This window comes from Streptomyces megasporus (assembly GCF_000718985.1).
Lineage (GTDB): Bacteria > Actinomycetota > Actinomycetes > Streptomycetales > Streptomycetaceae > Streptomyces > Streptomyces megasporus.
Map to the genome: position 1 here is coordinate 36,634 of NZ_JODL01000017.1, position 24,666 is coordinate 61,299.

Sequence of the window (24,666 nt, forward strand, 5' to 3'; positions counted from 1 at the left end):
GTCCGTTCCCGGTCCGCCGCCCTCGCGGGCATCTCCTTGACGTGTCCGCGCATGCCGTAACGTGCCGCCCATGGCCCGAGTTCTCGTCGTCGAGGATGACCAGTTCGTGCGTTCCGCCCTCATCCGGCACCTGACGGACGCCTCCCATACCGTACGCAGTGTCGCGACGGCCCTGGAAGCGCTGCGGGAGGTCGCCCACCACGAGTTCGACGTGGTGATCCTCGACCTCGGACTGCCCGACCTCGACGGGGCCGAGGCGCTGAAGATGCTGCGCGGGATCACCCAGGTCCCGGTGATCGTGGCCACGGCGCGGGACGACGAGACGGAGATCGTCCGGCTGCTCAACGACGGTGCCGACGACTACCTGGTGAAACCGTTCTCCGTGGAGCACCTGTCCGCCCGGATGGCCGCCGTGCTGCGCCGCGCGCGCGGCGGCGCTCAGGGCGGGGCGGGCGCGGACCGGGTGATACGGGTCGGCGGGCTGGCCGTGGACCCGCTGCGCCGGCGGGCCGTGCTCGACGGCCGGACCCTGGAGCTGACCCGCCGCGAGTTCGACCTGCTGGCCTTCCTGGCGCAGCGCCCCGGTGTCGTCGTGGCGCGCCGGGAACTGCTGGCCGAGGTCTGGCAACAGAGCTACGGCGACGACCAGACCGTCGACGTCCACCTGTCCTGGCTGCGCCGGAAGCTCGGCGAGACGGCCGCCAACCCGCGCTACCTCCACACGCTGCGCGGGGTGGGCGTCAAACTGGAACCCCCGCAGGAACCCCCGCGGGAGACCGCGAGGGACCTCCCGCACTCCTCCCCCAGACGCTGAGGGCGACACCGTGGAGGGGAGCGGCGGATGAGGTGGGCGCTGGTCAAGGTGTGCATCGCCGTGACCGCGATGGTCGTGGTCGCCTTCGCGGTGCCGCTCGCGCTGGTCGTCAAGGAGATGGCCCGTGACCGCGCCTTCGCGGGCGCCGAACGGCTGGCCGCCACCGTCATCCCCGTGCTGGCCATCACCGGCGACAGCGACCAGCTCGACCGGGCGCTGGCCGGCACCCCGGCGGGAACCGACGGACGGATCGCGGTGTACGCGCCCTCCGCCCAGGGGGGCGACGCCCCCGCGTTCGGCAGACGACGGGTGTCCGACGAGGACATGGGGGCCGTCGCCAGGTTGGAGGGGGCCACCGTCATCCCGGTCGAGGGCGGATTCGCGCTGCTCCAGCCGGTCGTCACCACCAGGACCGTGGTGATCGAGGTGTTCGTGCCGGAGGAGGAGGTCACCAATGGCGTCGCCACCGCCTGGCTCGTCCTCGCCGGGACCGGACTCGCCCTCGTCGTCGCCTCCGTCGTCATCGCCGACCGGCTCGGCACCCGGATGGTCGGCGCCGCCGAGCGGCTGGCCCGGGCCGCCAGGGAACTGGGCGCCGGCCGGCTGGCGGTGCGGGTCCCGGTGGAGGGGCCGGCCGAACTGCGGTGGGCCGCCGCCGCGTTCAACTCCATGGCCGATCAGGTCGCCCAACTCCTCGCCAACGAACGCGAGTTGGCCGCCGATCTCTCCCACCGGCTGCGCACGCCCCTGACCGTGCTCCGCCTCAACGCCGCCTCACTCGGCGACGGCGACGCCGCCGAGCAGACGCGCGAGGCCGTCGCGCAACTGGAGCGCGAGGTGGACCACATCATCCGGACCGCCCGCGAACAGCGGACCCAGCCCCCGGGAGCGCCGGGTGCCGGAGCCGGCTGCGACGCCTCCGAGGTGATCCGCGAGAGGATGGACTTCTGGTCCGCGCTCGCCGAGGACGAGGGGCGCGAGGTGCGGCTGGCCGGTGTCGAGGAACCCGTTCACGTGCCCGTTGCCCGAGCCGAACTCGCCGCCGCCCTCGACGCGTTGCTCGGCAACGTCTTCCGACACACCCCCGAGGGCACGGCGTTCGCGGTGGATGTGCACCACAGGGCCGCCGGCGACTCGGTGATCGTGCTGGTCTCCGACGCCGGGCCGGGCATCGACGACCCGGACGCGGCGCTGCGCCGAGGCCACGGCGACGGCGGGCCCGGTTCGACGGGGCTGGGGCTGGACATCGTGCGGCGCGTGGCGGAGTCCACCGGCGGCGACGTGCGGATCGGCCGCTCGGTGCTCGGGGGGACGGAGGTCCGTGTCTGGCTCTCCCTGGGCGGGGCGCCGACCGAGGACGCGGAGCGCCGCCGCGGACACAGGATGCGACGGCGCGCACGCCGATAGTGGCGGTTCCTGAGCCGTTCCGTAGGGCCGGCTTAAGGGAGGCATAAGTCCCGGACGCCGTGTCCGGATCGGGCGGTTCGCCGGATTCGGAGTCGCTAGCGTGCTCCTTGGTCCACCTTCCCCCACCGGACCGAGGCAGGAGCGGATGAGGAGCATCGCCGTACAGCGGCGCCGTCCGAACGGGCGGCGACAGTCGGTCGCCGACGCGGTCGCGGCGGCGATCGTCGCGGTCGGAGGACTCGTCCTGGCGGGCGCGGTGACGGCGGGCCCGCAGGACGCGCCGGACGCCGCGACAGGCACCGTCGGAGTCCACGGCCCCGCGTACGACGGCACGGAGGAGGGCCCGCGCGGGTCCGCTCTCCGGCACCTCCTCTGGCACTCCCGCCTCACAGGGCCCGCGGGCCCCGTGTACGGCCACCCCCCACGACAGGCGGGGCGCAGCGGTCTCCACCCCCCACACCCGCTGCGCCCCGCCCACACCGTCGGCCGCTCCCCCGTCGGTCGCTCTCTTTGTCAGTCGGCGACCGGCTCCCGCACCGCGTCGGGCTCCTGGAGCACGCCGGTCCGGGCGACCTGCGCGTACCACAGGGCGCTGGACTTGGGGATCCGCGCCAGGGTCTCGAAGTCCACGTACACCGCGCCGAACCGCTTGCTGTAGCCGTAGGCCCACTCGAAGTTGTCCAGCAGGGACCACAGGAAGTAGCCCCGCACGTCGGCGCCGTCGGCGATCGCCCGCTGCACGGTGCCCAGGTGGCTGTGGAGGTAGGCGACGCGGTCGGGGTCGTGGACGGTGCCGTCGGGGGACGGCTTGTCGTCGCAGGCCATGCCGTTCTCGGTGATGTACAGCGGGATGCCGCCGGTCTCGCGGTGGTAGCGCATGAGCAGGTCGTGCAGGCCGGTCGGGTCGATCGTCCAGCCCATGTCGGTGGTCTCGCCGGGGGTCTGGTGGAAGGCGATGTCGTCCGAGGCGGGCCACGGGGACTGCTCGCCGCCGCCGTGCCCGTCCCGGCGCGGCAGCTTCCGGTCGGCGGAGGCGGACACCAGGGTGGGCGTGTAGTAGTTGATGCCCAGCGCGTCCAGCGGCTGGTGGGCGTGGGCCAGGTCGCCGTCCTTGACGAAGCTCCAGTCGGTCAGGCGCGAGGTGTCCTGGATCAGGTCCTCGTCGTACACGCCGCGCAGCATCGGCCCGTCGAAGATCCGGTTGGCCAGGGCGTCGATGCGGCGCCGGGCGTCGAGGTCCTCGGGGGCGTCGGTGAGGGCGCGCACCGCGGCCGGGTTGATGCTGACGCCGATCTGGGCGCGACCGGGGAGGGCGGCGCGCAGCGCCTGGACGCCCAGGCCGTGGGCGAGGTTGAGGTGGTGGGCGGCGCGCAGCACGGCCGTGTGGTCGGTGCGGCCGGGGGCGTGCACGCCGGAGCCGTAGCCGAGGAAGGCCGAGCACCAGGGCTCGTTGAGGGTGGTCCACCGCTCCACCCGGTCGCCGAGCGCGTCGGCGACCAGCGAGGCGTACTCCGCGAACCGCTCCGCGGTGGCGCGCTCCGGCCAGCCGCCCGTGTCCTCCAACTCCTGGGGAAGATCCCAGTGGTAGAGGGTGATCCAGGGGGTGATGCCCTTCTCCAGCAGCTCGTCGACGAGCGAGCGGTAGAAGTCCAGGCCGCGCTGGACGGCGGGGCCGCGGCCGGTCGGCTGGACCCGGGACCAGGAGATGGAGAAACGGTAGGCGTTCAGGTTGAGGTCGGCCATGAGCCGCACGTCGTCGCGCCAGCGGTGGTAGTGGTCCACGGCGACGTCACCGGTGTCGCCTCCGAGGACCTTGCCCGGCGTGCGGCAGAAGGTGTCCCAGATCGACGGTGTGCGGCCGTCCTCGTCGGCGGCGCCCTCGATCTGGTAGGCGGAGGTGGCCGAGCCGAAGAGGAAGTCGGCGGGGAAAGCGGAATGGCTCATATGGGAGCGCTCCCATCAAAGGTCGTACGGATATGAGGGGGTGGGGGGTGGGACGGGGGGAGGCGGGCCGTCAGCCCTTGACGGCCCCCTGCATGATGCCGCCGACGATCTGCTTGCCGAAGACGGTGAGCACCAACAGCAGGGGAAGGGTGCCGAGCAGGGCGCCCGCCATGATGACCGACTGGTCGGGGACATAGCCGCGGCCCAGGCCGGTCAGGGCGACCTGGACGGTCGGGTTCTGCTGGTTCAGCGCGATGATCGGCCAGAAGAAGTCGTTCCAGGCCATCACGAAGGTCAGCATGCCGAGCACGGCCATCGCGGGCCGGGCGGCGGGGAAGACCACGTGCCACAGGACGCGCAGACTGCTCGCGCCGTCCACCCGCGCGGCCTCGATCAGCTCCGTCGGCAGCGCCTCCAGCAGGTACTGCCGCATGAAGAACACGCCGAAGGCGCTGACGAGGGTCGGCAGGATGACGGCCTGGAGCTGGTTGGTCCACTCCAGTTCGGCGATCGCCATGAACAGCGGCACCACGCTGAGCTGCGGGGGGACCATCATGGTGCCGATCGTCAGCATCAGCAGGAGGTTGCGGAACCGGAACCGCAGCTTGGCGAAGGCGAATCCGGCGATCGTCCCGAACAGCACGGTGCCGGCCGCGATCGATCCGGCGACGATCGTGGTGTTGAGCAGCGCCAGACCCATGTTGGCGTCGGTCCAGGCGGTCTCCAGGTTCTTGAAGAGGTTGCCGCCGAACCAGAAGGGCGGCGGCGTCTCCGCGAGCCGGGTGTTGTTGCGGGAGGCGGCCACGGCCGTCCAGAACAGCGGGAACAGCGCGATCACGGTGACGACGATCAGCACCGCGTACGTCAGCCTGCCGCCGTGGTGCTGCCCGCCGGCGCTGCCGGCCCGCCCCCGTGAGAGCTTGCCGCCGCCGCGGGGGGTCGGTCCGGGGCGGTCGCCCCCGGAGCCGGGCGCCGTGGTGCGTCCGGCGGGCGCGGGGTCGGACTTCAGCACGCTCATGAGCGCCTCCTCGCGGCCTTGCGGCCCAGCTCGCTCTTCTTCATCCAGTACGAGATCGCCCAGTTGACCAGCGCGATCAGCACCAGGAGCAGGAACATCACCCAGGCGATGGCCGAGGCCCGGCCCAGGTGCAGGTTGGTCCAGCCCTGTTCGTACAGGTAGAGGCCCAGGGTCTGGTACTGGCGGTCCGGGCCGCCGTTCGGTCCGCCGCCGGGGTTGAACAGCAGGGGCTCGCCGAAGAGCTGCGTCGCGCCGATGGTGGAGACGACGATCGTGAACAGGATCGTGGGCCGCAGCGAGGGGATGGTGACGTGGACGAACTGCTGCCAGCGCGAGGCGCCGTCGAGCGCCGCCGACTCGTACAGGTCCTTGGGGACCGCCTGCATGGCGGCGAGGTAGATGAGGGTGTTGTAGCCGGTCCAGCGCCAGATCACGATCGTGGAGATCGCGAACTGGGCGGTCCACTTGTCGTTGTGCCAGTCGACGGGGTCGATGCCGACGGTCCCCAGGGCCCAGTTGATCATGCCGTAGTCACGGCCGAAGATCATGACGAAGACCAGGGTCGCCGCGGCCACCGAGGTGGCGTAGGGGGCCAGCATCGCGACGCGGAAGAACGTGGCGCCGCGCAGCTTGTAGTTCAGCAGATGGGCCAGACCGAGCGCCATCATCAACTGGGGGACGGTGGAGATCACCCCGAGGGTGAAGGTGTTGCCCAGGGAGTTCCAGAAGAAGTCGTCCTCGAACAGCCGGGTGAAGTTGCGCAGGCCGACCCATTCCATGTCGGTGGGGGCCGTCAGCGACACCTTGTGCAGTGAGGCCCATCCCGTGTAGAGCAGCGGGAAGAGACTGAAGGCCCCGAAGAAGACGAAGAACGGCGCGACGAAGGCGTACGGGCTCCACTTCACGTCCCGCTGGTACCAGCGGCTGCGGCGTTCGCGCCGCCGTGCCTCGCGGGAGGGAGGAGCGTTCCTGTGGCGCGGGGCCGCGCCCCCCTGGTGGGTGGGGGGCGCGGACACCGGCGAACCGGTAGTGGTCACTTGTCGATCACTCGTCCAGCGCGTTGTCGACTGCCTTGACGGCCGCCTTCCAGCCGTCGTCGGGGGAGACGCCCTTCTGCTCGATCTGGAGCAGGCCGGTGCCGACGATGTTCTCCTGGATGAGCTGGTCCTTGGGACCGATCACCTGGGTGGGGATGCCCTTCGCGGCCTGGGAGAAGATCGGACCGATGGGCGCGTCGTCGAAGAACTCGTGCTTGGCCTCGGCGACTTCGGGCGTGTCGTAGGACGCCTGGGCGCTGGGGAAGCTGCCGCGTTCGGCGAAGAGCTTGGCCTGCTGGGTGGGCGCGGTCAGCCAGGCGGCGAACTTGATCGCCTCTTCCTTGTTCTTGCTCGCCTCGGGGACGCCGAGGAAGGAGCCGCCCCAGTTGCCGGCCTTGGGGGCCTGGGCGATGTCCCACTTGTCCTTGGCCTTCTCGCCGCCCTTGCTCTGGAGGTTGCCGAGCATCCAGGCGGGGCAGGAGACCGTGGCGAAGTCGCCGTTGTTGATGGCGTTCTCCCACGGCTTGGTGAACTGCTGGAGCTTGGCCGTCATGCCCTCCGTCGCGGCCTCGGCAGCGACGTCCCAGGCCTTCTGGACATCCGGGTTGGTCTTGTAGATGACGTCACCCTGCTCGTTGTAGTAGCGGGTGGCGCTGGAGGAGATGGCCGCGTTGTACACGCCGCCGGCGGAGTCGACCCAGGCGACGCCGTCGGGGCCCTTCTCCTGGAACCGCTTGCCGGCGTCGATGTACTTCTGCCAGTCGCCCGCCCACAGCTTGCCGACCTCCTCGCGGTCGGTGGGCAGCCCGGCGGCCTCGAAGTAGTCCTTGCGATAGCAGATCGCCATCGGGCCGATGTCCGTGCCCAGTCCGATGGTCTTGCCGTCCTGGGTGGTGGCCTGGTCCCACTTCCAGGACAGGAAGTCCTCCTTGGTGACGCCGTCCGCCTTGCCCAGGTCCACGAACTTGTCGGCCTGGGTCCGGACCACCTCGGCGATGTTCGCCACCTCGATGGCCTGGATGTCGGCGAGGCCGCTGTTGCTGCTCAACCGCGTGAGGAGCTGCGGGTAGTAGTTCTCGTTCCGCTCGATGACGGTCTGCTTGATCTCGACCTTCGGGTTGAGCTTCTCGTACTCCTCGTAGAGCCCGGCCTCCTGGAAGCCGAACGTTCCGAAGAGGCCGACGGTGATGACGGTCTTGCCGTCGCTGTCGCCGCCGGACTCGCTGTCCGTGCCGTCGTCGCTCGCGCACCCGGCGAGCAGACCGGAGCCGATGACCGCGACGGCCGCGAGGGCCACGGCTCGGCGGGTGGTGCGGGTCTTGCGCACTGCGTCCTCCTAGCGCCCTGAACGTTTCGCTCCCGGCCGAGAGAAAGGTGTGGGGGACCGCGGTGGCGGAGTGGTGCTGCGGCTCGGGTGGGCAACGTGCGGGTTTGTATGGGTCAGGTCATTTGGGAGCGCTCCCAGACGTGATGAGTTGAAGGGTTGCGGCTCCCTGGCGCGGGTGTCAAGGGAATGGACAGACTGACCCGACGCAGTTATCCGGCTGTTAGCTTCGGTGGCTGATCGATACTGGTGCACGGGACCGGACGGTTCCGCGCGCGTGAGCAGGGACGACCTGGGGAGGCGGTCATGACAGTGAGCGGACGGCGGGGTCGAAGGCCGACCCTGGAACAGGTCGCCGCCTACGCGGGAGTGGGGCGCGGCACCGTCTCCCGGGTGATCAACGGCGCCGCGAACGTCAGCGACCAGACGCGCACCGCCGTCCAGCGGGCGATCGCCGAGTTGGGCTACGTGCCCAACCGGGCGGCCCGAGCGCTGGCCGCGGGCAGCACGGACGCGATCGCGCTGGTGATCCCCGAGGCCGAGACGAGGCTGTTCGCCGAGCCGTACTTCTCCGGCATCATCCGCGGAGTCAGCGCCGAACTCGCCGACACCGACATGCAGTTGTTGCTCACGCTGATCCGCAACCTCAAGGAGCGCGACCGCTTCGCCCAGTACGTCACGGCCCACCGCGTGGACGGGGTGCTGCTGCTCTCCGTCCACGCCGACGACCCCCTGCCGGACCTGCTGCAGGAGATCGGGATGCCCGCCGTCCTCAGCGGTCGCCGCGGCGGCGAGGAACCCGTCCCGTACGTGGACTGCGACAACACCGGAGGCGCGCAGGCCGCCGTGGAGCACCTGATCGGGCGCGGCCGGCGGTCGGTGGCGACCATCACCGGACCTCCGGACATGTACGTCGCCCGGTGCCGTCTCCAGGGGTACCGCGAAGCGGTGCGGGCGGCGGGGCTGGCGGAGGACGACGGGCTGGTGGCCGAGGGGGACTTCACCGAGGAGGGCGGACGCCGCGCCATGCGGGAACTCCTCGCCGCGCGCCCCGAGCTGGACGCCGTGTTCTGCGCCTCGGACGTGATGGCCGCCGGCGCCCGGGCCGTGCTCCGCGAGGCGGGTCGTCGGGTGCCCGACGACGTGGCCCTGGTCGGCTTCGACGACTCGGCCGTCGCCCGTCACATGGACCCGCCCCTGACCAGCGTGCGGCAGCCGATCGAGGAGATGGGCCGCGCCATGGTCCGGGTGCTGCTGGAGGAGATCGCCGGGCGCAAGGAGGGCCGGGACGGCCGCTCGAACCGGGTGCTGGCCACGGAGCTGGTCCGCCGCTCCTCGTCGTAGTCGCGTTCGCGATCGCACGGCTCGGTCGTCGCGCGTCGTGGCTTCTCGCGGGAACCCGGTCTGCCCACGGGGTTCGGCGAGGAATCACGAGATGCGCGAAGGGGCCGGTCGGCGCACCGACCGGCCCCCCGCCGTCACCGTCGTTCACGGATCACACGGCCGACTCGCGTCGGTCGATGATCAGTTGATCGGCGGGTAGGCGTTGCGCAGCAACTCCTCGAACTGGGCCTGGAACCAGTGGCCGGAGACCGGCGCACCGGGCAGGGCGCCCGACTTGTTGTTGTTGTTGCGCGCGTTGCCCCCGTAGTCGGGGTCGCACATCTGGTCGGCGCGCTTGCCCTCGTCGTTCGGGATGTCCTCGCTGGCGCCGTCCGACTCCCCCGGCGGCTTGATCCACGCGTAGGCGTCGATACCGGAGGCGGGGGCCGCCTTCGGCCGCTCACCGAGACCGGCGCCGGCCTGGTTGCACCAGTTGCCGGTGTGAATCCGGCGGTCGATGCGGCTGTTCTCGACGAAGCTGTCGACATTGGTCTTGGCCGCGGGGGCGGTGGGCCGGTTGGGGCCGCCCCAACCGTTGCGGGAGGTGTCGATGATCACGCCGACGTCGGAGCGGAAGCCGGCCCGGACGGCCTCCTGGCGGAAGGCCTGGGCGTAGGACTGCTCGTCCACGTAGCGGTTCCAGTCGACCCACTTGGACTGGCGGACCGAGGTGCCGTTCACCGTGTCGTTGATGGTGAAGTGGGGCTCCTTCAGCGCGCCGTAGTTGGCGACGTTGGCGGCGAAGCCGGCGACGTCGTCGACCGTGGCGCCCTCGGAGGTGGCGGCCTTGTAGAGCATGTCGGCGGACGCGCCGAAGTTGTCGTCCCAGCCGAGCCAGCCGTGGTGGCCGATGTCGATGTAGTTGTAGACGTTGTCGTACTGGCCGAGCGTGGCCAGGTTGTAGCCGACGCCCTTGACGTAGTTGCCGTTGGCCAGCATCTCGTCACACTGCGGGGTGGCGGTCGCCCGGCTGCCGACGTTGGTGACCAGGTTCGGCAGCGAGTCGATCTCGACGATGTTCACGATCCGCAGGCCGGCGTACTTCGGGTCGCCGACGATCTCCGCGATCGGGTCGATGAACTCGCGCTTGTAGCGGTCGATCTCGTTCGGGCCGAGCTCGCCCTGGGAGGCCAGCGCGGCGCAGTCGCGGCCGGGCAGGTTGTAGGTGACGATCTGGATGACGTCGGCGTCCTGCTCCAGGGCCTCGTCGAGGTGGTCCCGCAGGCCCATGGTGTTCTCGCCCGCGGAGCCCGACTCGATGGCGGAGATGCGGTCCAGCCACACGGCGGTGGGCTGGTTGGAGATCGCCCGACCACCGCTCCTGGCGGCCTGGGCCGACCAGTCGGGGTTGACGTAGACCTTGGCGCCCGCGTACGGGTTGTCCACGCGGTCACCGCGCGGCGGCGGGTCGGTCGGGTCGTCCGGCTCGTCGGGGATGTCCGGGTCCTGGACGTCCACGTTGCAGGTGGTGCCGTTGAGCTTGAACGTGGTGGGCTTCGGGTTCGAACCGGAGTACACCCCGTTGAAGCCGAAGTTGGCGGAGCCACCGGCGGACAGTGTCGAGTTCCAGGACGGGGCGCTCGCGGTCACGTGCGCGCCGTCCTGCGAGACGGTGGCGTTCCACGCCTGGCCAGCCTTCTGGTTCCCGGCGTAGTCCCACTCCACCCGCCAGTTGCTCAGGGTGGAGGTGGCGTTGTTGGTCACGGTGACGGAGGCGGTGAAGCCGGAGCCCCAGTCGTTGACGACCGTGTAGTCGACGGTGCACGCGGGCGCCGCGGCGGCGGTGCCCTGCATCAAGCCACCCGCGCCGAGTACGCCGGCGACCAGCGTGCTCGCGGCGAGTAACGCCGTACGACGCTTTCGCGCCGGTGTTCTGGTGCCTGTCATGCGATCCTTCCTCTTCCTTCCGGGGTGTCCTCCGGGCGACGGCGGAGCCCTGCTCCGCGGCTCGGGGGTGCGGTCGTGTCACGGGTGCGGTCCCGGACCGGGGCGGTCCTCGGCCGTGGTGGGGAACGACCGCCGACGTGGCGCGGAGTCACGGGGAGCTCCGGCCCCGTTCCCCGCCGTTCCGGCCGGAGGCGTGGCCCACCGGCGGTGCCGGGAGGCGACGGGAGGTGGTCGGGGGAACCGGGCCGGTCGGAGGACCGGCCGTGATCGTGAAGAGGCGCGATGGCGTGCGCCGTGGTGGTGAACGACGCCCGGGGGCGCGGTGGGGGGTACATGAAGCGGCTCCTGGTCGGTCGAACGCGCCGTTCCCGGCACACGACTGTGGAAGCGCTCCCACTGGTTGGAAAGAACGTAGCGGCAACTTCCGGTTGTGGCCAGAGTGGGTTCAGGAATTGGCGGACCGAATTTCTTCGGCAGGGTCATCTCGTTCAGACTCTTGACAGGTGTCATGTCCACCTTGACCCTTGGGAGCGCTCCCACTGGTTTCGGCACCTCCCCACGCACCAGGCACAGCTCAGCTCCTCCCCCCACTCCCGAGCCGCGAGGAGGGAACTCCCGCATGTCCGTGTTACCGGTTCCGGACGCACCACCGAGATCTCGAAGAGGCAGAGCCAGGAGACTGCTCGCGGCGGCCGCCGTGGTCTCCCTTCCGCTGGGGATGACCTCGGCGCTCGGAGGCACTGCCCAGGCCGCCGCCGTCCAGTGCGGCGTCGACTACTCCAAGAACGACTGGGGCTCCGGCTTCACCGCCTCCGTCACCATCACCAACCGGGGCTCCGAGGCCATCGAGAACTGGACCCTGACCTACGACTACGGCGGCAACCAGAGGCTCCTCCAGGGCTGGAACGGCCAGTGGTCGCAGTCGGGCAGGACCATCACCGTCAAGAACCCGACGTACAGCACGAGGATCGCCGCCGGCGCCGCCGTCACCGCCGGCGCCAACTTCTCCTACAGCGGCACCAACACCGACCCGACCTCCTTCTCGGTCAACGGCACCCGCTGCAACGGCGCTGCCGCCGCGCCCACCGCCACCCTGACCAGCCCCGAGCCGGGCGCGGTCTTCTCCGAGGGCGCGACCGTCCCCCTGGCCGCCACCGCGCGCGCCGAGGAACCCGGCGCCCGCATCGAGAAGGTGGAGTTCTACAGCGACACCGAGCTGCTGGGGACCGACACCACGGCCCCCTACACCTTCGCGTGGGAGGACGTCGCCGCGGGCAACTACTCCCTCTACGCCGTCGCCCACGACTCCAACGGCATGTCGAGCGAGTCCACCCCCGTCGGCATCCAGGTGACCTCCGGCCCCGCGCTGGTCGTCAGCCCGGCCCAGCTCGGCATCCGCCAGGGGGAGACCGGAGAGTTCTCCGTGCGGCTCTCCAAGCAGCCGACCTCCACCGTGACGGCGACCGTGAGCCGCACCGCGGGCAACTCCGGTCTGTCCGTCCGCGAGGGCGACCGGCTCACCTTCTCCCCGTCCGACTGGAACACCCCCAAGAAGGTGACCATCGCCGCCGCGGACAGCGGCTCGGGGGCCGCGACGTTCACCGTCAGCGCCCCCGGTCACAAGGACGCCCAGGTCACGGTGACGCAGCTCGCCAACTCCGGTGACGCCGGGGAGTACGAGCAGCGGTTCCTCGACCTCTACAACAAGATCTTCGACCCGGCCAACGGGTACTTCTCGCCGGAGGGCATCCCCTACCACTCGGTCGAGACGCTGATGGTGGAGGCGCCCGACCACGGTCACGAGACGACCTCCGAGGCGTACAGCTACCTGATCTGGCTCCAGGCCATGTACGGCAAGGTCACCGAGGACTGGGGTCCGTTCAACGAGTCGTGGCAGATCATGGAGAAGTACATGATCCCCACGAAGGAGGACCAGCCGACCAACGGCTTCTACGACGCGTCGAAGCCGGCCACCTACGCGGCCGAGCACCCGGACCCGTCGAACTACCCGTCGGCGATCGACGGCAACGTCCCGGTGGGCCGTGACCCGATCGCGGCCGAACTGCGCAGCGCCTACGGCACCTCCGACATCTACGGCATGCACTGGCTGCAGGACGTGGACAACGTCTACGGCTACGGCAACGCCCCCGGCAGCGTCTGCCAGGGCGGCCCGAGCCAGGAGGGCCCGTCGTACATCAACACCTTCCAGCGCGGCTCGCAGGAGTCGGTCTGGGAGACGGTGCCGCAGCCCACCTGCGACGACTTCACCTTCGGCGGCAGGAACGGGTACCTCGACCTGTTCATGGACGACGACGACTACGCCAAGCAGTGGAAGTTCACCAACGCCCCCGACGCCGACGCCCGCGCCATCCAGGCCGCCTACTGGGCCGAGATGTGGGCCGAGGAGCAGGGCCGGAAGTCCGAGATCTCCGCGACCCTGACCAAGGCCGCGAAGATGGGCGACTACCTGCGCTACGCCTTCTTCGACAAGTACTTCAAGAAGGTCGGCAACTGCGTCGGTCCCACCTCCTGCCCCGCCGGCACCGGCAAGGACAGCGCGCACTACCTGCTCTCCTGGTACTACGCCTGGGGCGGCGCCACCGACACCAGCGCCGGCTGGGCCTGGCGGATCGGCAGCAGCCACAACCACTTCGGCTACCAGAACCCGATGACGGCCCACGCCCTGACCACCGTCCCGGAGCTGCGTCCCAAGGGCTCCACCTCCGTGGCGGACTGGGAGAAGAGCCTTCAGCGCCAGGTCGAGTTCTACCGCTGGCTGCAGTCCGACGAGGGCGGCATCGCGGGCGGCGCGACCAACAGTTGGGGCGGCAACTACGGCACCCCGCCGTCCGGCACCCCCACCTTCTACGGCATGTTCTACGACGAGAAGCCCGTCTACCACGACCCGCCGTCGAACCAGTGGTTCGGCATGCAGGCCTGGTCGATGGAGCGCGTCGCCGAGCTCTACCACGAGACCGGCAACGCCATGGCCAAGGAGGTCCTGGACAAGTGGGTGGACTGGGTCCTGTCGGAGATCACCGTCAACCCCGGCGGCAACTACCAGATCCCGTCGACCCTCCAGTGGTCGGGCAGGCCCGACACCTGGAACCCGTCCAACCCGGGTGACAACGCGAACCTGCACGTGACGGTCCGCGACTACACCACCGACGTCGGTGTCACCGCGGCCCTGGCCAAGACCCTGATGTACTACGCCGCCAAGTCCGGCGACGAGGAGGCCAGGACCACCGCCAAGGACCTGATGGACGCCATGTGGGACCACCACCAGGACGCGATGGGCATCGCGGTCGAGGAGACCCGCACCGACTTCGAGCGCTTCGACGACAAGGTGTACGTCCCCTCGGGCTGGACCGGCACCATGCCCAACGGCGACAGGATCGGCTCCGACTCCACCTTCCTGTCGATCCGCTCCTTCTACAAGGACGACCCGCAGTTCAACAAGGTGGAGAGCTATCTGAACGGCGGTGAGGCGCCGACGTTCACCTACCACCGGTTCTGGGCCCAGGCGGACGCCGCGCTCGCCCTGGCGACCTACGCGGACCTCTTCGGCGAGTAGCCGCGAGAGGGAACGAGAGCCGGCCCCCCGGCCCGGTCTGAGTCGACGGCGGCCGCGCCGGGGGGCCTTCCAAACGAACGACTCCCAAACGAACGACTCCCGAACGAACGACTCGAAGCGAACGACACCACGTGTTCACCGACCGGTGACGAGCTGAAGCAGCGGTCCGTCCTCCCCCGCCTCTCCGCTGTTCAGCCGCACCCGATGGCCGCGGCCGTCCTGCGCCAGCACCAGGGTCCACTCCCCGGTGATCGGGCGCCGGGCGGCCGCGGTCACGTCCAGGCCCGTCCAGTCGTCGTAGGTGGTGACCCGTCCCTCGCCCAGGGCGGGGCCCGGAGCGGGGGCGGTGTCCCAGGTCAGGTCCGTCTCGCTCCAGTCTTTCCCGGCCGGTCCACGGGCGCGCAGGGACGTGTGGAGCATGTCGTCCTCGCGGGTGCCCGGATCGTTCGGGACGTGCCCGCGCACCCACAGCACCGCGCGCCGGACGTCGCCGGCCCCGGTGCCGCGCGGCAGCCGGAACCGCAGGTACGCCCGCCGCTCGTCTCCGTCCCCGCCGTTGTGCACGGTCAGCACGGCCGACGCGCCGTCGTTCTCCCCGGAGTGCGCGCCGCCGCGCACGGTCGCGTCCGCCACCGGCTCCAGGAGCACCGCCCGCCGGTGCGGCGCCGCGTGCCCGGGGCCCGGGATCAGGGTGGCGGCCAACGTCGCGCCGTGCCGTCCGCCGGTCTCCGCGAGGAGGTGGACGCCGTCCTCTCCCGCCGAGAGCACGGTGAGCCCCGTGTCGCTCTCGCGGACCACCCGCCGCCCGCCCGCCTGCTCCCGGTCCAGGGTCAACCGCACCACCGCGGCCGAGCGGGACGGATCGCTCACGGCGATCCGCAGGGCCCTCGGTTCCCGCAGGACCAGCACCGCGCACGGCCCGTCGGCGGTGATCCCGGCGGCGGAGCCCGCGGCGAAGAAGTTCACGGCCGTCAGGCGCGCCCCGGGCGGGACGCCCGGCGCCCCGGGTGCCGTGCGGAAAGCGTGCACGCCCTCGTCCAGCGCGACGACCTCCACGCCCGGACGGGCCGCGCGGGCGGCCGTGGCGGTGGACGAGGCGCCCGGCAGCAGCAGGTGGGCGTGGGCCGCGCCCGTCGGGTCGGTGCCGTGGTCGTGCCAGAGCGTCAGGTGACGACGGGTGACGGGCGCGGTCGGGCCGCCGACGTTCAGGTCCCGCCAGGAGCCCGTGCGGTCCTCGCGGCGGCTGAGCAGCTCGTGTGGCCCCGGCACGCCCTCGGGGAGGCCGAGGAAGACGTATCCGCCGGTCCCGCCCAGGTGCGCCCAGCGGGGACGCGGGTGGCGCAGCGTCTCGCCGAGCGCCTCGGGCGCCTCCGTGCCGTCCACGGTGAGCCGGGCGGGCCGCGGGTCGTCCGGGGCGTGCAGGTTCCGGGCGTCCACCACCGTCTCGATCCGGCGCCCGCCGTCGGCGGTGACGCCACAGGAGGCGGTCAGCACGGCGTCGTCCAGGAACAGCCAGGACCTGCGCGCCCGCAGCGGCGAGTCGATCCCGCGGAAGTCCATCCCGGCCAGCCCGAGTCCGCTTCCCGCCACCGGACCCACCGCGCCCGACCAGCGCGTGCCCGACAGCGGCACGTGGTCGTTGTCGCCGCCCGCCCCGGCCGGCAGCGGGGCGGTGTCCACGGTGATGCCGGGCAGGCGCTTGGGGTCGACGGTGGGCCAGTACTCGTCGGTGTACTGGAAGAGATCGTCGTCCAGGTGGAGCTGGAACATCCCGTCACCGGTGTGCCAGCCCCGGGCGTTCTCCCCGTTCATGTACTCGTGGCGCGCCACCCGGTCGGAGTTGAGCGACAGCGAGTACGTCCACCCCGGACGGCGGTGGACGATCCGCTCCATGTCGGGGAAGGCGAAGTGCCCCACCGGCTCGTCCGCCTCGGGGACGTCCGGGTCGGCCAGGACGCCCGCCACGGCGGCGATCCGCGCGGGGGGCCGCTCGGCGAGGGGGCGGTGGGTGTTGCGCCGCAGCCACCTCTTGGCCAGCGACCTCAGCCGCAGCGCGGTCGCGGCCTCCTCGGGCGGCAGCGCGGCGGCCAGGCCCACCGCGTCCACGGCGAGCAGGAAGCCGTCGTCCGCGTCCCGCGCGTGGGAGCGCGAGATCGCCCGGCCGCGCACGGAGTCGAGCATCAGCCCGCCGTGCACCAGCGGCACGAAGGTCTGCTCCACCACACGTGTGGTGCGCGCGCGTTCGGCGGCCCCGACGTCCCACTCGGTGCCGGCCAGCAGCCGCGTCAGCTCGACCATGCCCCGCAGCAGCACCTCGCCGTAGGTGCCGGGATAGGCGACACAGGTGTGCATGAGGAACGAGCCGTCGGCGTGGAAGCCGTCGCCGATCGGCACCGGATCGAGCACCCCGACCAGGGAGGAGGAGGCGAGCGCGAGCCTGTCCGGGTCCGCGCTGAGTGCGCCGCGGACGGCCGTGATCCGGCACAGGTCGACCCGATTGGCGCCGGTGGAGACGAGGGAGTCGCGCAGCATCCGCCTCGGGTCGGGCACGAAGTGGTCGATCGCGGCGAGCAGCCCGGCGCGGGTGTCGGCCCCGACCGCGTCGCCCAGCAGGACGCAGGTGTCGCCCACGGCCCCCGGGGTGCCGATCTCCCAGTCCCACCAGTTGCCGTACTGCGCCCGTCCGGCGTGGTAGACGGACGTGTGGAGGACACGCAGCCCCTCGGCGACCCGCGCGGTCGCCTCGGCGCCGCCGTACAGCCGGCTCGCGGGCGTCGCGAGGCACAGGGCGATGGCGTGCAGCCGGTTCGCCACCGCGGTGGTGTTCGACGAGGGCCCCGCCTCCTCGCCGAGCGGCAGGTCGTCCCAGGGGGTGGTGCGGCCGGGGCCGGTGCGCAGCGACTCCAGGTGCCGCCGGGCGACGCGGTCCCACGCCGCGACGGCGGCGACGTGGTCGGCGTGGCTCGGATTCCCCGCCGGCACCTCGCCCCCGACCAGCGTCTCGCGCCGCCGTCGCAACAGCTCCGCGTACACCGCGTACACGTCGTCAGGAGCCCTTTCGGCTTCCTCCCGTGCGCCGGGGGGCGCCACGCTCGCCGTTCCCGGCCGGGCCGACGGCCCTCCGAGGGCCAGAAAGGCCCCGGCCCCGACCACAATCCTCCTGCGCGGTCCGCCCGTTGGGCCCGTCCTGGCCATGGTTCCTCCTCGCGCCGCCGCCGTTTTGCATCCGCTCCACATCCGTTCCGTGCCCGTCCCGATACGGAACGTACCGAAGGAGTCGGGGAGTGGCCACGTGCCGGACGGACGGCCGAGGGGGCGTCGCCCGGCGCCACCGCCCTGCCGAGGGCGGGCCGAGGGCGGGGCGAGGATGGGCTGAGGGTGGTTTAGTCCATTCACCTGTCCGGGGATTGTCACGCGGTTCCGCGTCGGAAACCGCAACACCACTGCCTTGAGCGCGGGTTCGCGCTCCGGTGCACGGCGGACGCTACGCCGTTCGGCGGTCCGGACGCCGTTGGCGAAGATGCGAGAACGCGCGGTCTGACGTGTCCTCACATTTATGACACCGCCGAACGGGAGGTCGGACCGATGACTACGCAAGACGGACGGCAGAGTCGTCGTCAGCAGTGTCGGCAGTGGACGCCGAGCCGACGCGGGCTGGTCCTGCGCGGAGCGGCGTTGACGGTACTGGGAATCGCTCCCCTCCTGGGCGGGGAGCGACGATCGGGGGCCGGGCCGGGAGGCGACGCGGCCCCCGTGGCGTATGCGAGGAGAAGCACGCTCGCCGGACGCTGGGCCCGGCCGGTGGCGGGGGACTACCGGGTCACGGCGGCCTACGGCATCCCCGGGAACTGGCAGGCGGGCCACCACACGGGCATCGACTTCGCGATGCCGGTGGGAACCCCCGTCTACTCGGTCGGTCCGGGCACCGTGGTGTTCGCGGACTGGTCCGGTTCCTACGGGAAGGCCGTGACGATCCAGATGGACGACGGCCACTACACGCTCTTCGCCCACCTGTCGGACATCGCCGTCCGCTCCGGGGAACGGGTGCGGGCCCGCACCCGGGTGGGCTCCTCGGGAGCCACGGGCCGGGTCACCGGACCGCACCTCCACTTCGAGGTGCGCACCGGCCGCGCGTACGGCTCGGACGTCGATCCGGTGGCCTACCTGGCCCGGCGGGGCGTGAACCTGGTCTGAGTCCGCCGTGACGAACGGCACACGGAACGAGGGCCCGATCCGTCTTCCGGATCGGGCCCTCGGCACCAGGGTGAGTAACGGGACTCGAACCCGCGACATCCTGGACCACAACCAGGTGCTCTACCAGCTGAGCTATACCCACCGCGACCGGCGCTTTTCCGCACCGGCCAAAGAAGAGTGTACAGGGTCGCCGGCAGTGCTCGCGCCACCTTTGCCGGCGTGGGCCCGTCGCCGGGCCGCCGGCCGCCCGATCGGCTACCGGGCGGCCGGCGGCACGTGCCGGGCGGCGATCCTGCGGGCCGTCTCCGAGTCCGGGCCCGGCTGCGGCACGAAGACCGCCTCGCGGTAGTAGCGCAGTTCCGCGATGGACTCCCGGATGTCCGCCAGCGCCCGGTGGTTGCCGCTCTTCTCGGGGCTGTTGAAGTACGCCTTCGGGTACCAGCGCCGCGCCAGCTCCTTGATCGAGGAGACGTCGACGATCCGGTAGTGGAGGTACCCCTCCAGCGTGGGCATGTCGCGCATCAGGAAGCCGCGGTCGGTCCCGACCGAGTTCCCGCACAGCGGGGCCCGGCCGGGTTCCGGCACGTACTTCCCGACGTACTCCAGGACCCGCTGTTCGGCGTCCTCCAGCGTGGTGCCCCGTTCCAGTTCGTCGAGCAGCCCGGAGGCGGTGTGCATCTCGCGGACGACGTCGGGCATGGTCTCCAGAGCCTCGGCGGGCGGGCGGATCACGATGTCCACCCCGTCGCCGAGCACGTTCAACTCCGAGTCGGTGACCAGGGCGGCCACCTCGATGAGAGCGTCCTGGGACAGCGAGAGCCCGGTCATCTCGCAGTCGATCCACACCAAACGATCGTTCATGCGTCCCAGCCTACGGGGCCCCGCCGGGCTTGCGGCCCCGCTGGGAGGGCAGCCGCGGGGTGTAGGCGTCCGTGGCCGGTTTGCCCCGTTCGCCCCGCTTGCCGTGCCCTGTCCGGTCGGACTGTTCTCCTCGTTCCACGCGCTCGACCCGGTCGCCCCGCTCGTGCCGCGTGGCGTGGACCGCGCCGGGGCCGGTCGACTCGGCCGCGGCCGTCCGCTCGGCGCGGACCTCCTGTGCCCGCTCCTCGCCCGATCCGCCGCCCTCCGGCCTGGTGCGGGCCCGGTAGGCCGCCCGGTACGCGGCCGGGGAGGCGCCCAGTTGCCGCCTGAAGTGACCGCGCAGGGCGACCGGCGAGCGGAAGCCGCAGCGTCCGGCGACCTCGTCGACCGAGTAGTCGGAGGTCTCCAGCAACCGCTGCGCCTGGAGCACCCGCTGGGTGATCAGCCACTGCAGCGGCGCGCTGCCGGTCAGCGAGCGGAACCGCCGGTCGAAGGTCCGGCGGCTCATGTAGGCGCGCGCGGCGAGAGTCTCCACGTCGAACTGCTCGTGGAGGTGTTCCAGGGCCCAGGCGACGACCTCGGCGAGCGGGTCGGTGCCGATCTCCTCGGGTAAAGACCTGTCGACGTAGCGCTCCTGACCGCCGTTGCCGCGCCGGGGCGGTACGACGAGGCGGCGGGCCAGGGCTCCCGCCGCCTCGGCGCCGTGGTCGGTGCGCACCACGTGCAGACACAGGTCGATGCCGGCCGCCGTTCCGGCCGAGGTGAGGATGTCGCCGTCGTCCACGAACAGCTCGCGCGGGTCCACGTGGACCGCCGGATAGCGTTTGGCCAGCGTCGGCGCGTACATCCAGTGCGTCGTGGCGGGTCGGCCGTCCAGCAGTCCGGCCGCGGCGAGCACGAAGGCGCCCGTGCACAGGCCGATGATGCGTGCGCCCTCCTCGTGCGCCCGACGCAGGGCGTCGAGCGAGGCGGAGGGCGGTGGTTGGGTGATGGATCGCCAGGCGGGGACGACGATCGTCCCGGCCCGGGACAGGGCCTCCAATCCGTACGGAGCGCTCAGCTCCAGGCCGCCGGTGGTACGCAGAGGTCCCTCTTCGCCCGCGCACACCAGCAGGCGGTAGCGGGGGACGCCGGCGTCCTGCCGGTCGATTCCGAAGACGGACAGCGGGATGGAGCTCTCGAAGATCGGGCCGCCGCTGAAGAGCAGTACGGCGACGATCTCGCGGCGGCGGCGCGCGGACAGCTTGCGCGCCGGCGCAGGGCCGTGCGTTGGGTCCTGGCTCATGGAACTAAGCCCCCCTCGGTCGTCGCTTCCTTCCGGTCCTGCACATGTCCCCCGCCGTAGTCAGCCAAGATCGAATCTACTGTGTTCGACGAGGCTGATGGGACTAGTTCACCACTCGCCGCTATGTCGACAAGACAACTTGGCGTGAAGCATTCGATCACGGAGCGTTCCATTCGTCGCCGCCCCCGGGAGGGACGCCTCGTCCCCCCTGTCGTCCGTCCGCAGGGTGCACATGTTCCCCTCGGTTCTGGCCGCCCTGACGGGCGGTATCCGGATTCGCCTCTGGCAAGTTGTGTACCACGGCTGGAAGTTGGCCGAAAAGCACAGGGGTGGGGAAGGCAGGGGACGGCGTCCCCGGAAGATTGCGTTCCGCGCGGGGGGAGCGTCCTACCGCCGCCGGTGTCCGCCCCTGTGCGCCCCCGCCCCGGTGCGACCGTGCCGGCCGCGGTGCGGGCCGACCCGGTCCACCGCCGACCGGGCGGCGGTGCGCTCACAGTGCCGCAGCAGGACGTGGCAGACGGCCGTCACCAGGGCGAGTCCGCCGGTCGCGGCGATCGCGCCGCCGAGCGGGGAGCCGCACGCGAGCAGGACGACGGGGACCAGGACGCAGCCGAAGGCCGCCCAGCGGACGACCTCGTCCGCCCCGCCGACCCCGCCGCCGACCCTGCCGTTCGCCCGGTCGTCCATCCGGTCGGCCGGACGCGCCGCGGGGGAGTGCGGGCGGCGGTGGGCGCTCTTCCGCGCGGATCGGGGAGAGGGCAGGGGTGCGGGCATGCCCTGCCCAACGCGGAACCGGCGTCCCGGTCACCGCCCAGGGAACCGTTCCGGCCGCTCCACGCCCCGTGGGGAGCCTCCGGGGCCTTCTCCGGCCCTTTCCGGCCGCGGAGGCCGGAAAGGGCCGGAGAAGGCCGTGAGAGCGCTTTCAGGGAGGTTCGGGGGGTCCGTCGGGGGGCGTGGAGGGCGGGACGGGCATTGCGCAACGTCTCCCGCTCCGGCATGCTGCACCGAGCCGACAGGCCGAACCGACGGACCGAACCGACAGTGACCACGGCCCTGGGCAAGAGGGGAGTGTCGACGTACCCTCAGGGGTATGGGCTGAGGAACATGATTCCCGGTCGTATTCCAAGGCGCACGTGAAGTTACCGATGGCTGGACACGAGATCCCCGACCCCGCGGACCGCAAGCGGGTCGCCGATCCGACGGCGACACCCCAGGCGGCGGAAGAAGCGCGCCACTCCTGCGATCCGGCGTTCCAGCACGGGGTCGTGGTGGGTTTCGACGGTTCCACGTCGAGTGAGCGCGCCTTGGCCTATGCCGTCGGCATGGCCCGACGCTCCGACTCCGGCCTGATCATCGTCCACGTGGCCAACCGACTCCCCACCACCGTGTGGGCCGGCTGTGAGCCACCGGTCTTTGTGGACGTGCCCGACCACCGCACCGAGGTGTTGGGTCTGGAGCTGGCCTGCGCGGACCACCTGTCCGACGTGCCCTGGATCCTCGTCGAGCGCGGCGGGGACATCTGCCACGAGCTGGAGGAGGTCGGCCGCGAGTACGAGGCCGACGCCATCGTCGTCGGCTCCACGCACGGCCTCGTCGGCCGGATCTTCGGCTCGGTCGCGGGCCGTCTCGCCCGCCGCGCGCGGCGGCCGGTCATCGTCATCCCCTGAGCCGTCCCCCCTGAGCCACCACCCCCCTGAGCCACCACCCCCCGGGGCCGTCCTCCGGGCCGCTCTCCCGAGTCGTCCACCCCGGTCCCGGACTTCCCGGGCCGCCACGTCGCCGCGACCGACGCGCGCTCTCCCCCAACTCCCCTGCCAAAGCGGGGAATCGACAAATCTACCCGCGCGTAGAGGTGGAACACCCGCTCGATGCGGGCATACAGCAGGCAACGTGTCGCCGCGCGGGAAGTGACGGTCCCGTGGGGCGGCCCACCCGCCGGTGTGATGGGCGACGCCGGCGAGAGGGAGGCGGTCCCCTCGTGCGCTTGGTGGCACGGACGAGGGGACCGCCCGCACGTCGCGCCCTACTCCACCGTCACCGACTTCGCCAGGTTGCGCGGCCGGTCGATGTCCCGGCCCAGGGCCAGGGCCGTGTGGTAGGCGAGCAACTGGAGCGGGACGCTCATCAGGATCGGGTCCAGCTCGACCTCGTTGCGCGGCACGACGATCGTGTGATCGGCCTTCTCCTGCTCGGCGTGCGCGACGGCCAGGACGCGCCCGCCGCGCGCCTTGATCTCCTCCAGCGTGGCGCGGTTCTTCTCCAGCAGTTCGTCGTCCGGGACGAACGCCACGGTCGGCACCGCGGGCTCGATCAGGGCGAGCGGGCCGTGCTTGAGCTCGGAGGCCGGATACGCCTCGGCGTGGATGTAGGAGACCTCCTTCAGCTTCAGCGCCGCCTCGCGCGCCACCGGGTAGCCGCGCACCCGACCGACGAACATCATCGATTTCGCGTCCGCGTACTCGGCGGCCAGCTTGGCGATCGCCTCCTCCTGCTCCAGGATCTCGGCGATCTGTCCGGGCAGCCGCCGCAGGCCCTCGATGATCCGCCGGCCGTCCGCCACCGACAGGTCCCGGATGCGACCGAGGTGGAGGGCGAGCAGCGCGAAGGCGACGGCGGTGTTGGTGAAGCACTTGGTGGACACCACGCACACCTCCGGCCCCGCGTGGACGTACACGCCGCCGTCGGTCTCGCGGGCGATGGCCGAGCCCACGACGTTCACCACGCCCAGCACCCGGGCGCCCTTGCGCTTGAGCTCCTGGACGGCGGTCAGGGTGTCATAGGTCTCGCCGGACTGGCTGACCGCGATGTAGAGGGTGTCGGGGTCCACCACCGGATTGCGGTAGCGGAACTCGCCGGCCGGCTCGGCGTCGGCCGGGACGCGGGCCAGCTCCTCGATCAGTTGGGCGCCGATCTGCCCCGCGTGGTGGGCCGAGCCACAGCCGATGATCTTCACCCGACGCACCCCGCGCGCGTCGCGGGCGTCCATGTTGAGGCCGCCGAGGCGGACGGTGGCGAAACGGTCGTCGATCCGGCCGCGCAGCACCCGGTCCACCGACTCGACCTGCTCGGTGATCTCCTTGTGCATGTAGGTGTCGTGGTCGCCCATGTCGTACGACTCGGCCTCCCACTCCACCGTCGTCGGGGTGGCGGAGGTACGGCTGCCCTCGGTGGTGTAGGTGCGGTAGTCGTCGGTCGTGAGGGTGGCCATCTCGCCGTCGCCGAGGGTGATCACCTGGCGGGTGTGGGAGACCAGCGCGGCCACGTCGGAGGCGAAGAACATCTCGCGCTCGCCGATGCCGAGCACCACCGGCGAGCCGTTGCGGGCCACCACGACGCGGTCGGGGAAGTCGGCGTGGAGGACGGCGATGCCGTAGGTGCCCTCGATCGCCCCCAGCGCCTCGCGGACCCGCTCCTCCAGCGTCGGGGCCTTCGAACGGCCGATCAGATGGGCCAGCACCTCGGTGTCCGTCTCGGAGGCGAACTCCACGCCCTCGGCCGTCAGCCTCGCGCGCAGCTCGCCGGCGTTGTCGATGATGCCGTTGTGGACGACGGCCACCCGACCGCTCGCGTCCTGGTGCGGGTGGGCGTTCTCGTCGCTCGGGGCGCCGTGGGTGGCCCAGCGGGTGTGGGCGATGCCGACGGTGCCCGCGAAGCGCTCGGGAACACGGTCCCGGAGATCGCGGACGCGGCCCTTGGCCTTGACCGTCCGCAGGCCCGCGGCCCGCCCGGTCCCGGTGCCGTGGACGGCGATTCCGACGGAGTCGTACCCCCGGTACTCCAGGCGCTGAAGCCCCTCCAACAGGAGAGGGGTGACTTCGCGTTTCCCGATGTATCCCACGATTCCGCACATATCAGGTCCTCCGATTCCGTCGCGCCGCGTCCATGTCGTCCGAGGCGTCCGTGTCGATGGGGTCGTCCGCGTCGTCCGTGCCGCTCGG

General features: G+C 71.5%; 16 protein-coding genes and 1 tRNA gene. 6 read left to right on the forward strand and 11 right to left on the reverse strand.

Going from position 1 to position 24,666, the window contains the following annotated elements; all coding sequences use genetic code 11:
* Positions 1-70: 70 nt before the first annotated feature.
* Both IF47_RS0116340 and IF47_RS0116345 read left to right on the forward strand, forming a co-directional pair.
* Positions 71-814, forward strand: a complete 744-nt coding sequence (locus tag IF47_RS0116340) for a response regulator transcription factor (RefSeq protein ID WP_051717774.1) — start codon at positions 71-73, stop codon at positions 812-814.
* Between the two features lie 27 nt (positions 815-841).
* Complete coding sequence (locus IF47_RS0116345; RefSeq protein ID WP_031509530.1) at positions 842-2,221, forward strand: HAMP domain-containing sensor histidine kinase; 1,380 nt, start codon at positions 842-844, stop codon at positions 2,219-2,221.
* Positions 2,222-2,734: 513 nt separating this feature from the next.
* On the opposite strand, the gene IF47_RS0116350 is transcribed toward IF47_RS0116345, so the two are convergent.
* The 4 genes from IF47_RS0116350 to IF47_RS0116365 form a co-directional block, all read right to left on the reverse strand.
* Positions 2,735-4,165, reverse strand: a complete 1,431-nt coding sequence (locus IF47_RS0116350; RefSeq protein ID WP_031509531.1) for a GH1 family beta-glucosidase — start codon at positions 4,163-4,165, stop codon at positions 2,735-2,737.
* A gap of 70 nt (positions 4,166-4,235) precedes the next feature.
* On the reverse strand, positions 4,236-5,174 hold the full coding sequence (locus IF47_RS0116355; protein WP_425423602.1) for a carbohydrate ABC transporter permease: 939 nt from the start codon (positions 5,172-5,174) through the stop codon (positions 4,236-4,238).
* A 5-nt stretch (positions 5,175-5,179) separates the two neighbouring features.
* Positions 5,180-6,220, reverse strand: coding sequence for a carbohydrate ABC transporter permease (locus tag IF47_RS0116360; protein WP_037732757.1), 1,041 nt, complete (start codon positions 6,218-6,220; stop codon positions 5,180-5,182).
* A gap of 7 nt (positions 6,221-6,227) precedes the next feature.
* A complete protein-coding gene (locus IF47_RS0116365; RefSeq protein ID WP_031509534.1) occupies positions 6,228-7,547 on the reverse strand; it encodes an ABC transporter substrate-binding protein in 1,320 nt (439 codons plus the stop codon).
* A gap of 303 nt (positions 7,548-7,850) precedes the next feature.
* On the opposite strand from IF47_RS0116365, the gene IF47_RS0116370 reads away from it, so the two are divergent.
* Positions 7,851-8,888 (forward strand): LacI family DNA-binding transcriptional regulator, encoded by a 1,038-nt coding sequence (locus IF47_RS0116370; RefSeq protein ID WP_031509535.1) that lies wholly within the window; start codon positions 7,851-7,853, stop codon positions 8,886-8,888.
* 180 nt (positions 8,889-9,068) lie between these two features.
* Here the strand turns inward: IF47_RS0116370 and IF47_RS0116375 are convergent, their stop codons facing one another.
* Complete coding sequence (locus IF47_RS0116375) at positions 9,069-10,814, reverse strand: glycoside hydrolase family 6 protein (RefSeq protein WP_031509536.1); 1,746 nt, start codon at positions 10,812-10,814, stop codon at positions 9,069-9,071.
* A 619-nt stretch (positions 10,815-11,433) separates the two neighbouring features.
* On the opposite strand from IF47_RS0116375, the gene IF47_RS0116380 reads away from it, so the two are divergent.
* Entirely contained in the window at positions 11,434-14,388 is a 2,955-nt protein-coding gene (locus tag IF47_RS0116380) for a glycoside hydrolase family 48 protein (protein WP_031509537.1), read from the forward strand.
* 135 nt (positions 14,389-14,523) lie between these two features.
* On the opposite strand, the gene IF47_RS0116385 is transcribed toward IF47_RS0116380, so the two are convergent.
* Complete coding sequence (locus tag IF47_RS0116385) at positions 14,524-17,478, reverse strand: polysaccharide lyase family 8 super-sandwich domain-containing protein (protein WP_169745221.1); 2,955 nt, start codon at positions 17,476-17,478, stop codon at positions 14,524-14,526.
* A 663-nt stretch (positions 17,479-18,141) separates the two neighbouring features.
* Between IF47_RS0116385 and IF47_RS0116390 the strand changes: the two genes are divergently transcribed.
* A complete protein-coding gene (locus IF47_RS0116390) occupies positions 18,142-18,582 on the forward strand; it encodes a murein hydrolase activator EnvC family protein (protein WP_245641138.1) in 441 nt (146 codons plus the stop codon).
* 69 nt (positions 18,583-18,651) lie between these two features.
* On the opposite strand, the gene IF47_RS0116395 is transcribed toward IF47_RS0116390, so the two are convergent.
* The 4 genes from IF47_RS0116395 to IF47_RS27905 all read right to left on the reverse strand — a co-directional run bounded on the left by IF47_RS0116395 (position 18,652) and on the right by IF47_RS27905 (position 21,502).
* Positions 18,652-18,724: transfer RNA gene (locus IF47_RS0116395), tRNA-His, on the reverse strand.
* A gap of 113 nt (positions 18,725-18,837) precedes the next feature.
* Positions 18,838-19,443: an oligoribonuclease gene (gene orn, locus IF47_RS0116400; RefSeq protein WP_031509540.1), complete on the reverse strand. Its 606-nt coding sequence runs from the start codon at positions 19,441-19,443 to the stop codon at positions 18,838-18,840.
* A gap of 10 nt (positions 19,444-19,453) precedes the next feature.
* Positions 19,454-20,728: a helix-turn-helix domain-containing protein gene (locus IF47_RS0116405; protein ID WP_031509541.1), complete on the reverse strand. Its 1,275-nt coding sequence runs from the start codon at positions 20,726-20,728 to the stop codon at positions 19,454-19,456.
* A 387-nt stretch (positions 20,729-21,115) separates the two neighbouring features.
* Positions 21,116-21,502: a hypothetical protein gene (locus IF47_RS27905; protein ID WP_037732758.1), complete on the reverse strand. Its 387-nt coding sequence runs from the start codon at positions 21,500-21,502 to the stop codon at positions 21,116-21,118.
* A 371-nt stretch (positions 21,503-21,873) separates the two neighbouring features.
* Here IF47_RS27905 and IF47_RS0116415 point away from each other — a divergent pair, with 371 nt between their 5' ends.
* The gene (locus IF47_RS0116415; RefSeq protein ID WP_031509543.1) at positions 21,874-22,395 is read left to right on the forward strand and encodes a universal stress protein; all 522 of its coding nucleotides are present in this window, start codon (positions 21,874-21,876) and stop codon (positions 22,393-22,395) included.
* Positions 22,396-22,751: 356 nt separating this feature from the next.
* Here the strand turns inward: IF47_RS0116415 and glmS are convergent, their stop codons facing one another.
* Complete coding sequence (gene glmS, locus IF47_RS0116420; RefSeq protein ID WP_031509544.1) at positions 22,752-24,578, reverse strand: glutamine--fructose-6-phosphate transaminase (isomerizing); 1,827 nt, start codon at positions 24,576-24,578, stop codon at positions 22,752-22,754.
* Positions 24,579-24,666 lie beyond the last annotated feature (88 nt).